The organism is Escherichia sp. E.sYA108, from assembly GCF_011754335.1.
GTDB classification, from domain to species: domain Bacteria; phylum Pseudomonadota; class Gammaproteobacteria; order Enterobacterales; family Enterobacteriaceae; genus Escherichia; species Escherichia coli.
In genome coordinates this window covers 2126072-2138442 of record NZ_JAAQVZ010000001.1, presented here as the reverse complement: position 1 = coordinate 2138442, position 12371 = coordinate 2126072, and the positions used below count along the sequence as shown (strand labels likewise).

Here is a 12371-nt window from a genome sequence, read left to right as displayed (position 1 = left end):
CATCCCCGGCGGCAAGCCGGGGAGATTTCATTACGGCAGTGGCGTCGGTAACGGCGCTTTATCCAGCGCGGCGGCACACTCTGCCGTCGGGCGATCCACACGCTCCATCGTCATACCATCGTACTCAATGGTGTTACCGTCACGCTCAACCTCGTACAGCTCACGTTTTACGGTAACGTTAGTGAGATCATCAGACATCAATGTCAACTTACCCGGCACGGCAATCACCCGCTGCCACTGACGGCAATCCAGGGTATCGCCCTCTTTAGTGACAATGAGGCTGCCTATCGCTTCCGGACTGACCAGCGCACGTTGCGGCCCTTTGGTCTGCCAGTAACCCGTCAGCCAGTCCGGCGCGGGGGTTTTCACGACATTGTTATAGTTTTCGACTTCGGCACAGCCCGCCAGCAACATGAGCGCACCTGCAATTGCGAGTTTTTTCATCATTCGTCCTGCATGAGAAGAAAAGAGGATTGTGGCATTAAAGCCCTGATGTCGCCAGCCTTTCCAGGCTCAGAGAGAAATTTGATCTAACCATTATTTTTGTGAATTATTACCCCGAAAATAAATTTGCATGGTGTATGATTCGCGACTCTTGTGTCAAACCTTCTGAGTTCAGAGGCTACATTCATGTCATGGCAGCAATTCAAACACGCCTGGTTGATTAAATTCTGGGCACCCATCCCTGCGGTCATCGCGGCGGGTATTCTCTCCACTTACTATTTTGGCATCACTGGCACATTTTGGGCAGTCACGGGTGAATTTACCCGTTGGGGCGGTCAGCTCCTGCAGTTGTTCGGCGTCCATGCTGAAGAGTGGGGTTATTTTAAAATTATCCATCTGGAAGGATCGCCATTAACCCGCATCGACGGAATGATGATCCTCGGTATGTTTGGCGGCTGTTTTGCCGCAGCGCTGTGGGCCAACAATGTCAAACTGCGCATGCCGCGCAGCCGTATCCGCATTATGCAGGCCATCATTGGCGGTATTATCGCCGGTTTTGGCGCACGTCTGGCAATGGGCTGTAACCTGGCGGCGTTCTTTACCGGAATTCCACAGTTCTCGCTGCACGCCTGGTTCTTTGCCATCGCCACTGCCATTGGTTCATGGTTTGGCGCGCGCTTTACCCTGCTGCCCATCTTCCGTATTCCCGTGAAAATGCAGAAAGTTTCTGCCGCCTCACCGCTGACGCAAAAACCGGATCAGGCGCGGCGTCGTTTTCGTCTCGGGATGCTGGTCTTTTTCGGCATGCTGGGCTGGGCGCTGCTCACGGCGATGAACCAACCCAAACTGGGGCTGGCAATGCTGTTTGGCGTCGGCTTTGGTTTACTGATTGAACGTGCGCAAATCTGCTTTACTTCGGCGTTCCGCGATATGTGGATCACCGGACGTACCCATATGGCGAAAGCAATCATTATCGGTATGGCGGTAAGTGCCATCGGGATCTTCAGTTACGTACAGTTAGGCGTTGAACCCAAAATCATGTGGGCGGGACCAAACGCGGTAATTGGTGGTTTACTGTTTGGTTTTGGCATCGTGCTGGCAGGCGGCTGCGAAACCGGCTGGATGTACCGCGCGGTAGAAGGCCAGGTGCACTACTGGTGGGTCGGTCTGGGCAACGTGATCGGCTCAACGATTCTGGCGTATTACTGGGATGATTTCGCTCCGGCGCTGGCCACCGACTGGGACAAAATCAACCTGCTGAAAACCTTTGGTCCGATGGGTGGCCTGCTGGTGACATATTTGCTGTTGTTTGCAGCTCTAATGTTGATTATCGGCTGGGAAAAACGCTTCTTCCGCCGTGCGGCACCGCAGATTGCTAAGGAGATCGCATGAAAAATATCGTTCCTGATTACCGTCTTGATATGGTGGGTGAACCCTGCCCTTATCCGGCTGTCGCAACCCTTGAGGCGATGCCGCAGTTAAAAAAAGGGGAGATCCTGGAAGTGGTGAGCGACTGTCCGCAGTCGATCAATAATATTCCACTGGATGCGCGTAATCACGGCTATACGGTGCTGGATATTCAGCAAGACGGGCCGACCATTCGTTATTTAATTCAGAAGTAATCCCTCATTCCCGCTGTGGCCCACAGCGGGAACATCGTTACCTCTCTATCACATAGATTTTACCCGCCCCCTCTCCTATTCTTTTCAGTGTGCTCTCAGGAGGTTTCTATGTGTGGACGCTTTGCCCAATCCCAAACGCGTGAAGATTACCTCGCGTTTCTCGCGGAAGATATTGAACGCGATATTCCCTACGATCCCGAACCTATTGGCAGATACAACGTCGCGCCGGGAACCAAAGTCCTTCTGCTCAGTGAACGTGATGAACACCTTCATCTGGATCCGGTTTTCTGGGGATATGCTCCCGGATGGTGGGATAAACCGCCGCTGATTAACGCCCGCGTAGAAACTGCCGCAACCAGTCGCATGTTTAAACCGCTCTGGCAACATGGTCGGGTAATATGCTTTGCCGATGGCTGGTTTGAGTGGAAAAAAGAAGGCGACAAAAAACAGCCTTATTTTATCTATCGCGCTGATGGACAACCTGTTTTTATAGCCGCGATAGGTAGCACACCGTTTGAGCGCGGTGACGAAGCCGAAGGAGTTTTAATTGTCACTGCAGCAGCAGACCAGGGCCTGGTAGATATTCATGACCGCCGCCCGCTGGTACTGTCGCCAGAAACTGCGCGGGAATGGATGCGGCAAGACATTGGTGGTAAAGAAGCCTCAGAAATCGCTACCAGAAGCTGTGTGCCAGCAAACCAGTTCATCTGGCACCCTGTGTCGCGCGCGGTGGGTAATGTTAAAAACCAGGGCGCGGAGTTAATTCAACCTGTTTGATAAGCCTGGAGATTATCTACACCTGGATGGACATCATTGTACTATGCCCCGTACATGCCCCATCACATCCTCAACATCAAAGTATTAGAGCCTTGCAAACCATTATGCGTCTCAGTTTGTCTCATCTATCTTACGCAAAAAAAATAGAACTAATATCAAGCGGCGCTATATTGCGTATTAAATAAAACCACCTCAATTACATTAATAAATCTAAACAAATATCATGCAAATAATTTCCATGGTTATTTTTAGGCTATTTAAATTAAAAAAATAAATTATGAGTCAAACATAAATAACAACCTTTAATATAATTTGACTACCAAATTTATATTCGTTCACAAAATAGTCATGCATTGTGTGCAATAGAAACAGTTCAGATAAAAATAGGGATCTACTTCACAATTTAAATGAGAAACTAAAACTTACATCTTGAAATAATCTCATTGATTAGATGAATATTTGTAGTGCAGTGACATCATTTTTAAATAATAGTTCAAATAAAAGGGCTCACGATGAAAAAATTAACAGTGGCAATTTCTGCTGTAGCTGCATCAGTACTGATGGCGATGTCTGCTCAGGCAGCAGAGATTTACAATAAAGACAGTAACAAGCTGGATCTGTACGGAAAAGTTAATGCTAAGCACTACTTCTCTTCTAACGATGCAGATGATGGCGACACAACTTATGTTCGTCTGGGCTTCAAAGGCGAAACTCAAATCAACGATCAACTGACTGGTTTCGGTCAGTGGGAATATGAATTCAAAGGCAACCGTGCTGAATCTCAAGGTTCTTCCAAAGATAAAACCCGTCTTGCCTTCGCTGGCCTGAAATTCGGTGACTACGGCTCCATCGATTATGGCCGTAACTACGGTGTAGCATACGATATCGGTGCATGGACCGACGTTCTGCCAGAATTCGGTGGCGATACCTGGACCCAAACAGATGTGTTCATGACTGGTCGCACCACAGGTGTTGCAACCTATCGTAACAACGACTTCTTTGGTCTGGTTGATGGTCTGAACTTTGCTGCTCAGTATCAGGGTAAAAATGACCGCACTGACGTAACTGAAGCTAACGGTGATGGTTTCGGTTTCTCCACTACTTATGAGTATGAAGGATTCGGTGTAGGTGCAACCTATGCTAAATCTGACCGCACTAATGATCAGGTTATCTACGGTAACAACAGCCTGAATGCATCTGGTCAAAATGCTGAAGTATGGGCAGCTGGTCTGAAATATGATGCGAACAACATCTATCTGGCTACCACCTATTCTGAAACCCAGAACATGACTGTTTTTGGTAATAACCATATTGCCAACAAAGCACAAAACTTCGAAGTAGTTGCACAATATCAGTTCGACTTCGGTCTGCGTCCGTCCGTTGCTTACCTGCAATCTAAAGGAAAAGACTTGGGTGCGTGGGGTGATCAGGACCTGGTTGAATATATTGATGTAGGTGCAACCTATTACTTCAACAAAAATATGTCCACTTTTGTTGATTACAAAATCAACCTGATTGATAAGAGCGATTTCACGAAAGCATCTGGCGTTGCTACCGATGATATCGTTGCTGTAGGATTGGTTTACCAGTTCTAATCTGATTACTCAAAGATATGTTGTGGGAGGCTTTGCCTCCCCAACATATAAGTGGCCCCCTCAAGCCACTTTCCTTAGAAGCACTATCTTGCTTCTGACTATATAAACCTTCTGTTATATATTACCCTTTATTTTCTGGGGCGTTTCAACGCCCCATTTTTAATAATACTCAGTGAACAATTAACGTATCAATTAGATTTAATAACAACGATATCCGTACCTAACCGGATATCTAATGTCATAAGCATCCCTTTAATTATCCCCTCAACCTCTTGTAACTTTCCCACTCTTGAACTCCACATAGTCCAAACGCCGGATGCAAAAAAATCACACGTGCATTTCTGAAATTGTGATGAAGGAAGATAGTATCAATTATATGTGCTTATAAACGACCCCGATTAGCGCAGAAGTCACCGGATTGTTCAGGCTCCAATAGGTTGAGTATGCCGTATTTATTTTCCAAAATAAAAATCGATGCTGTTGCTCCTTCATAAAATACTTTTACTCTCTGGACGCTTTTCTTAGCTCTCTTGGTGTTATCTTAAAACGATTATGGAACCTTTCAGTAAAACGAGAAGGACACTTGTAACCATTTTCCCTGGCAATCTCGCTGATGGGTTTTACTGTCGTTTGTATAGCAGACAACGCATTATTTAACCTCACGTCGTCCAATATACTTTGAAAACTTATTCCCTCGCTTGCCAGACGGCGATGCAATGTGGAAACAGAAATGTAGAGATATCTCGCTACCTTGTTTGCTGTCCATTTTGTTCCAGGTTCGGATAGCATTAGGTTATAACAACGACTTATTAATGATTGTTTACTATCTGATAAAAGTAAACAATTAACATGATGTGCTCCTAATGAAAGTAGAACGCCCATTGCTAAGTGTTCCTGAATTTGCGTTGAGAAGCCTCGGAAAATAGATGTTTTTAGTTGCTCCCAACAATATATTAACTCGGGGTTCTGAGGTAAGCAGAAACCTGTCGTGTTACGAATTTGATCAGTTATCGCATAAAATTTTTGAAACTTTTCAATTAGATCAATGGGATAATAAAGCATTTCTGCAAGATAAAGACCTGCTTCTGGATAATTCGCAATATAAAATTCATATCCACAGGGAAATAATATTATCTGATTATTATCAACAGTTAGACTATGCGTCTCCCAATTGATAACTTTTTTTCCCTGACGGATACGACATAAAGCTGGCATAAGAGGCTTAACCCTGTGAATCTCATGATGTTTATGCATCCGTATTTCTTCAATCTTTAGGTTAGACTTATCTTTTGCCAGCATACTCTTACCCTACTTTATCTCATAAACTGGTGTTATCTCAGCGGTTGCAATTTTATTGGCATTAAGCATATAACCAACTAACGCTCCGCTGGAATTAGAATCCACAGGAATCTTATCAGTTTTTAGAGCCCATACTTTAAACTGGTAATGATGGGGTTTATCTCCTTTGGGAGGACATGCTCCACCAAATCCTGCATAACCAAAATCATTTCGGCCTTGAACAGCACCAGTCGGAAGTTTTGTACCATCACGTCTTCCTGCATCAGTGGGCAAATATGTTACAGTTGCTGGAATATTAGCAACAGTCCAGTGCCACCATCCACTGCCTGTAGGAGCATCTGGATCATACACAGTTACGGCAAAGCTTTTGGTGCCTTCAGGAGCACCAGACCAGGTTAATGAGGGCGATGTATTACCCCCTTCACACCCAAATCCAGAAAATACATGAGACGTTGTAAGTTGCTCTCCTGTTTTTATTTCATTACTAGTGACCTGAAATGCTGCGGCCTGCGCAGAAAATGTTATGAATGCCAATACACTTGAAACGATAAGTTTTTTCATAAAAACCTCATTGTTGTGACCTATCGTTATTTTATTTGATGTGCCTTGATCTCATTATGCATAAAGGCGCAATGATCGCGCAAATGCAATCATAATTATAAAGGTGCCCCGAACATTAGCCATAATATGCACAAATCAGATTCCTGTTATCTCAAGGATAATTATTTTTTAATGCGGTGCACTTCGTGACAACAAGTTAATGACTAACACACCGGCACAAATCAACATCATGCCTATGATAGCTGGCAGGTCCAGTCGTTGACCAAAAAATCCCCAGGAAAGCAAACTAATCAGAACGATACCGACTCCTGACCAGATAGCATAAGCAATCCCTGTAGGTATATAAGCCAGCGTCTGAGCTAATAACCAGAATGATGCACAATAGCAAATAATTGTGCCAACAGAGGGCCATAACCGTGTAAACCCCTCTGAAAACTTCATTAAGGTTGTACCAATGACCTCTGCAAGTATTGCGCCACCAAGATAAATATAAGGGTTCATAGCATATTCTTTCCTGTTCATACTGGAGAGAATTGTACTACAGTTTGAACACAACTCACCGTTTTCATCCTGGTGTATGTGTATCCAGGGGGCTCTGGCGTGGCAAGAGATAAAGGCAGGAACAATAATGATCAGAAGGAACCCCAGGCTAACGAATGAGTTCACTCTTCCTGGGAGCAAAGCGAAGACAAAACATGTTATCGCGTTTACGGATCGTGGATGGCAGAAAACAACCAGGATCAGGTATCCATTTTAAACCAGAAATTGAGTGAGTTTGCCCCATCCATGCCCCACGCTGTGGGATCGGATATAATTAAACAAGCATAGTCAACAGGTTACACAACCTACACCTGCATGGACATCACTTCCTGATACGCCGCCACCAGCTTATTACGCACCTGAATCCCCATTTGCATAGAAACTGAGGCTTTTTGCATATCGGTCATCACATCGTTTAGCGCCACGCCGGGTTCACCGAGGGTGAATTTTTCTGCCTGCGTGCGGGCGACTGTTTGTGTATCGCTTATGCGATCGAGCGCGGCGTGCAGCTGCCCGGCAAAACTAATGGTCGGTTGCGGCAGTGATTCCTGCGCACGCGCACTCATCGCCGTAGCCTGTAACTGGCTGATAACCCCTTCAATCCCCTGTATCGCTGACATTTTCGTCTCCCGGATAATTTCTGGTAACAAAGCCTACCAGTAAGTCAATAAGACAAAGGCGCTAAATAGCAACAAAAAAACGGGTTTATTGGCGGATAGAAAAAAACGAAAGCACAAATAATGGGAGCGTCAATTTTTCGAGTTTGCTGACCCGGGAGTGAGTCTTGTTCCACTTTGCCAATAACGCCGTCCATAATCAGCCACGAGGTGCGCGATGAATGCGACTGCAGCCCAGACAAAATCTCTTGAGTGGCTTAATCGCCTGCGTGCGAATCCGAAAATTCCATTGATTGTTGCCGGTTCCGCAGCAGTGGCGGTCATGGTCGCACTGATCCTGTGGGCGAAAGCCCCCGACTACCGCACATTATTCAGCAATCTTTCCGATCAGGATGGTGGCGCAATTGTCAGCCAACTGACGCAAATGAATATTCCTTACCGCTTCAGCGAAGCCAGCGGCGCTATTGAAGTTCCGGCAGATAAAGTTCACGAACTGCGCCTGCGCCTGGCGCAACAAGGTTTGCCAAAAGGCGGCGCGGTCGGTTTCGAACTGCTCGATCAGGAAAAGTTTGGTATCAGCCAGTTCAGCGAACAGGTGAATTATCAGCGGGCGCTGGAAGGCGAGCTTTCTCGTACCATCGAAACTATCGGCCCGGTAAAAGGGGCGCGCGTACATCTGGCAATGCCGAAACCGTCTTTATTCGTCCGTGAACAAAAATCCCCTTCTGCATCGGTGACGGTAAATCTGTTACCCGGCCGCGCACTCGATGAAGGGCAAATTAGCGCCATTGTACATCTGGTTTCCAGCGCGGTGGCTGGTCTGCCGCCGGGAAACGTCACGCTGGTGGATCAGGGCGGACATCTGTTAACCCAGTCCAACACCAGCGGGCGCGATCTTAATGACGCTCAGTTGAAATATGCCAGCGATGTCGAAGGCCGTATTCAGCGGCGTATTGAAGCGATCCTGTCGCCTATTGTTGGTAACGGTAATATTCACGCCCAGGTCACGGCGCAACTGGACTTCGCCAGTAAAGAACAAACGGAAGAACAGTATCGCCCTAACGGTGATGAATCTCACGCGGCGCTTCGTTCACGCCAGCTTAATGAGAGCGAGCAAAGCGGTTCCGGTTATCCGGGCGGCGTACCGGGGGCGTTGTCGAATCAACCGGCACCTGCGAATAACGCGCCAATCAGCACGCCTCCGGCAAATCAAAATAACCGCCAGCAGCAGGCGAGCACCACCAGCAATAGTGGGCCGCGTAGCACACAGCGGAATGAAACCAGTAACTACGAAGTCGATCGCACCATTCGTCATACCAAAATGAACGTGGGCGATGTGCAACGTCTGTCAGTCGCGGTAGTGGTGAATTACAAAACCTTGCCAGACGGTAAACCATTGCCTCTCAGCAACGAACAGATGAAGCAAATTGAAGCTCTGACCCGCGAGGCGATGGGCTTTTCTGAAAAACGCGGTGATTCGCTCAATGTTGTTAACTCGCCGTTCAATAGCAGTGACGAAAGCGGCGGAGCACTGCCGTTCTGGCAACAGCAAGCGTTTATCGATCAGTTGCTGGCTGCCGGTCGCTGGTTGCTGGTACTGCTGGTGGCGTGGTTGCTGTGGCGGAAAGCGGTACGCCCGCAGCTAACACGTCGCGCCGAGGCGGTGAAGACTGTGCAGCAACAGGCACAGGCCCGCGAGGAAGTGGAAGATGCGGTGGAAGTCCGTCTGAGCAAAGACGAACAACTCCAACAACGGCGCGCTAACCAACGACTGGGGGCAGAAGTCATGAGCCAGCGTATCCGTGAAATGTCTGATAACGATCCGCGCGTGGTGGCGCTGGTCATTCGCCAGTGGATAAATAACGATCATGAGTAACCTGACAGGCACCGATAAAAGCGTCATCCTGCTGATGACCATTGGCGAAGACCGGGCGGCAGAGGTGTTCAAGCACCTCTCCCAGCGCGAAGTGCAAACCCTGAGCGCTGCAATGGCGAACGTCACGCAGATCTCCAACAAGCAGCTAACCGATGTGCTGGCGGAGTTTGAGCAAGAAGCTGAACAGTTTGCCGCACTGAATATCAACGCCAACGATTATCTGCGTTCGGTATTGGTCAAAGCTCTGGGTGAAGAACGTGCCGCCAGCCTGCTGGAAGATATTCTCGAAACCCGCGATACCGCCAGCGGTATTGAAACGCTCAACTTTATGGAGCCGCAGAGCGCCGCCGATCTGATTCGCGATGAGCATCCGCAAATTATCGCCACCATTCTGGTGCATCTGAAGCGCGCCCAGGCCGCCGATATTCTGGCGTTGTTCGATGAACGTCTGCGCCACGACGTGATGTTGCGTATCGCCACCTTTGGCGGCGTGCAGCCAGCCGCGCTGGCGGAACTGACCGAAGTACTGAATGGCTTGCTCGACGGTCAGAATCTCAAGCGCAGCAAAATGGGCGGCGTGAGAACGGCAGCCGAAATTATCAACCTGATGAAAACGCAGCAGGAAGAAGCCGTTATTACCGCCGTGCGTGAATTCGACGGCGAGCTGGCGCAGAAAATCATCGACGAGATGTTCCTGTTCGAGAATCTGGTGGATGTCGATGATCGCAGCATTCAGCGTCTGTTGCAGGAAGTGGATTCCGAATCGCTGTTGATCGCGCTGAAAGGGGCCGAGCAGCCACTGCGCGAGAAATTCCTGCGCAATATGTCGCAGCGTGCCGCCGATATTCTGCGCGACGATCTCGCCAACCGTGGTCCGGTGCGTCTGTCGCAGGTCGAAAACGAACAGAAAGCGATTCTGCTGATTGTGCGCCGTCTTGCCGAAACTGGCGAGATGGTGATTGGCAGCGGCGAGGATACCTATGTCTGATAATCTGCCGTGGAAAACCTGGACGCCAGACGATCTCGCGCCACCACCGGCAGAGTTTGTGCCAATGGCCGAGTCGGAAGAAACCATTATTGAAGAGGTCGAACCCAGCCTTGAGCAGCAACTGGCGCAACTGCAAATGCAGGCCCACGAGCAGGGTTATCAGGCGGGGATTGCCGAAGGTCGCCAGCAAGGTCACGAACAGGGCTATCAGGAAGGACTGGCCCAGGGGCTGGAGCAAGGTCTGGCAGAGGCGAAGGCTCAACAAGCGCCAATTCATGCCCGGATGCAGCAACTGGTCAGCGAATTTCAAACTACCCTTGATGCGCTTGATAGTGTGATAGCTTCGCGCCTGATGCAGATGGCGCTGGAGGCAGCACGTCAGGTCATAGGTCAGACGCCAACGGTGGATAACTCGGCACTGATCAAACAGATCCAACAGTTGTTGCAGCAAGAACCGTTATTCAGCGGGAAACCACAGCTGCGCGTACACCCGGATGATCTGCAACGTGTGGATGATATGCTCGGCGCAACTTTAAGTTTGCATGGCTGGCGCTTGCGGGGCGATCCCACCCTCCATCCTGGCGGCTGTAAAGTCTCCGCCGATGAAGGCGATCTCGACGCCAGTGTCGCCACCCGCTGGCAAGAACTCTGCCGTCTGGCAGCACCAGGAGTGGTGTAATGACCACGCGCCTGACTCGCTGGCTAACCACGCTGGATAACTTTGAAGCCAAAATGGCGCAGTTGCCTGCGGTACGTCGCTACGGGCGATTAACCCGCGCTACCGGGCTGGTGCTGGAAGCCACCGGATTACAATTGCCGCTCGGCGCAACCTGTGTCATTGAGCGCCAGAACGGCAGCGAAACGCACGAAGTAGAAAGCGAAGTCGTTGGCTTTAACGGTCAACGGCTGTTTTTAATGCCGCTGGAGGAAGTGGAAGGTGTCCTGCCCGGCGCGCGTGTATATGCCAAAAACATTTCGGCAGAAGGGCTGCAAAGCGGCAAGCAGTTGCCGCTCGGTCCGGCGTTATTAGGTCGTGTTCTGGACGGTAGCGGTAAACCGCTCGATGGCCTGCCCTTCCCCGATACGACGGAAACCGGTGCGCTGATTACCCCGCCATTTAACCCGTTGCAACGTACACCGATTGAACATGTGCTGGACACCGGCGTGCGCCCAATCAATGCCCTGCTTACCGTCGGACGCGGGCAGCGTATGGGGCTGTTTGCCGGGTCCGGCGTTGGGAAAAGTGTGCTGCTGGGGATGATGGCCCGTTACACCCGCGCCGATGTCATTGTCGTGGGTTTGATTGGTGAACGAGGGCGCGAAGTAAAAGATTTTATTGAGAATATCCTCGGTGCCGAAGGACGTGCACGCTCCGTGGTGATTGCCGCTCCGGCGGATGTTTCTCCGCTCCTGCGAATGCAGGGTGCCGCCTATGCCACGCGCATTGCCGAAGATTTTCGCGATCGTGGTCAGCATGTGTTGCTGATTATGGACTCCCTCACCCGCTACGCGATGGCCCAGCGTGAAATTGCGCTGGCGATTGGCGAACCACCTGCCACTAAAGGTTATCCACCGTCGGTGTTTGCCAAATTACCGGCACTGGTCGAGCGTGCCGGAAATGGCATTAGCGGCGGCGGCTCGATTACCGCGTTTTATACCGTGCTCACCGAAGGCGATGACCAGCAGGACCCCATTGCTGACTCCGCGCGGGCAATCCTCGACGGTCACATTGTGCTGTCTCGCCGACTGGCGGAAGCCGGGCACTATCCGGCTATCGATATTGAAGCGTCGATCAGTCGCGCAATGACGGCGTTGATCAGTGAGCAACATTACGCGCGAGTGCGCACCTTCAAACAGCTGTTGTCGAGTTTTCAGCGTAACCGCGATCTGGTTAGCGTCGGCGCGTATGCCAAAGGCAGCGATCCGATGCTCGACAAAGCCATCGCCCTGTGGCCGCAGCTGGAGGGCTATTTGCAACAAGGCATTTTTGAACGCGCGGACTGGGAAGCGTCTCTCCAGGGGCTGGAGCGTATTTTCCCGACAGTGTCATAA

General features: G+C 49.7%; 13 protein-coding genes. 8 read left to right on the top strand and 5 right to left on the bottom strand.

What is annotated here, in order from left to right; all coding sequences use genetic code 11:
- Nucleotides 1–30 precede the first annotated feature (30 nt).
- The gene (gene yedD, locus HBM92_RS09895; protein WP_001296171.1) at nucleotides 31–444 is read right to left on the bottom strand and encodes a lipoprotein YedD; all 414 of its coding nucleotides are present in this window, start codon (nucleotides 442–444) and stop codon (nucleotides 31–33) included.
- 186 nt (nucleotides 445–630) lie between these two features.
- Here yedD and yedE point away from each other — a divergent pair, with 186 nt between their 5' ends.
- From yedE to ompC, 4 genes are all read left to right on the top strand, one after another.
- Nucleotides 631–1836 carry a selenium metabolism membrane protein YedE/FdhT gene (yedE, locus tag HBM92_RS09890; RefSeq protein WP_000118896.1) on the top strand — a complete coding sequence of 402 codons (1206 nt, stop codon included), beginning with the start codon at nucleotides 631–633 and terminating at the stop codon, nucleotides 1834–1836.
- Nucleotides 1833–2066 carry a sulfurtransferase-like selenium metabolism protein YedF gene (gene yedF / locus HBM92_RS09885; protein WP_000790504.1) on the top strand — a complete coding sequence of 78 codons (234 nt, stop codon included), beginning with the start codon at nucleotides 1833–1835 and terminating at the stop codon, nucleotides 2064–2066. The genes yedE and yedF overlap by 4 nt, the downstream gene beginning before the upstream one ends.
- A 108-nt stretch (nucleotides 2067–2174) precedes the next feature.
- A complete protein-coding gene (locus tag HBM92_RS09880) occupies nucleotides 2175–2843 on the top strand; it encodes an SOS response-associated peptidase (protein ID WP_000334564.1) in 669 nt (222 codons plus the stop codon).
- Between the two features lie 512 nt (nucleotides 2844–3355).
- A complete protein-coding gene (gene ompC / locus HBM92_RS09875) occupies nucleotides 3356–4438 on the top strand; it encodes a porin OmpC (protein WP_000737290.1) in 1083 nt (360 codons plus the stop codon).
- Nucleotides 4439–4939: 501 nt separating this feature from the next.
- Here ompC and HBM92_RS09865 read toward each other — a convergent pair.
- From HBM92_RS09865 to fliE, 4 genes are all read right to left on the bottom strand, one after another.
- Complete coding sequence (locus HBM92_RS09865) at nucleotides 4940–5737, bottom strand: helix-turn-helix transcriptional regulator (RefSeq protein ID WP_000879821.1); 798 nt, start codon at nucleotides 5735–5737, stop codon at nucleotides 4940–4942.
- A 9-nt stretch (nucleotides 5738–5746) separates the two neighbouring features.
- Nucleotides 5747–6298 carry a Raf kinase inhibitor-like protein YbcL gene (gene ybcL / locus HBM92_RS09860; RefSeq protein ID WP_001313946.1) on the bottom strand — a complete coding sequence of 184 codons (552 nt, stop codon included), beginning with the start codon at nucleotides 6296–6298 and terminating at the stop codon, nucleotides 5747–5749.
- 168 nt (nucleotides 6299–6466) lie between these two features.
- The gene (emrE, locus tag HBM92_RS09855; protein ID WP_001070440.1) at nucleotides 6467–6799 is read right to left on the bottom strand and encodes a multidrug efflux SMR transporter EmrE; all 333 of its coding nucleotides are present in this window, start codon (nucleotides 6797–6799) and stop codon (nucleotides 6467–6469) included.
- Nucleotides 6800–7143: 344 nt separating this feature from the next.
- Nucleotides 7144–7458 carry a flagellar hook-basal body complex protein FliE gene (gene fliE, locus HBM92_RS09850; protein WP_001274301.1) on the bottom strand — a complete coding sequence of 105 codons (315 nt, stop codon included), beginning with the start codon at nucleotides 7456–7458 and terminating at the stop codon, nucleotides 7144–7146.
- A 214-nt stretch (nucleotides 7459–7672) separates the two neighbouring features.
- Between fliE and fliF the strand changes: the two genes are divergently transcribed.
- The 4 genes from fliF to fliI are packed head-to-tail and all read left to right on the top strand — an operon-like array spanning nucleotide 7673 to nucleotide 12371.
- Nucleotides 7673–9331 carry a flagellar basal-body MS-ring/collar protein FliF gene (fliF, locus tag HBM92_RS09845; protein WP_000994423.1) on the top strand — a complete coding sequence of 553 codons (1659 nt, stop codon included), beginning with the start codon at nucleotides 7673–7675 and terminating at the stop codon, nucleotides 9329–9331.
- Nucleotides 9324–10319: a flagellar motor switch protein FliG gene (gene fliG / locus HBM92_RS09840; RefSeq protein WP_000067950.1), complete on the top strand. Its 996-nt coding sequence runs from the start codon at nucleotides 9324–9326 to the stop codon at nucleotides 10317–10319. Before fliF ends, fliG begins: the two co-directional genes overlap by 8 nt.
- Nucleotides 10312–10998, top strand: coding sequence for a flagellar assembly protein FliH (fliH, locus tag HBM92_RS09835; protein ID WP_001282674.1), 687 nt, complete (start codon nucleotides 10312–10314; stop codon nucleotides 10996–10998). The genes fliG and fliH overlap by 8 nt, the downstream gene beginning before the upstream one ends.
- Nucleotides 10998–12371 carry a flagellar protein export ATPase FliI gene (gene fliI / locus HBM92_RS09830; protein ID WP_000213277.1) on the top strand — a complete coding sequence of 458 codons (1374 nt, stop codon included), beginning with the start codon at nucleotides 10998–11000 and terminating at the stop codon, nucleotides 12369–12371. Before fliH ends, fliI begins: the two co-directional genes overlap by 1 nt.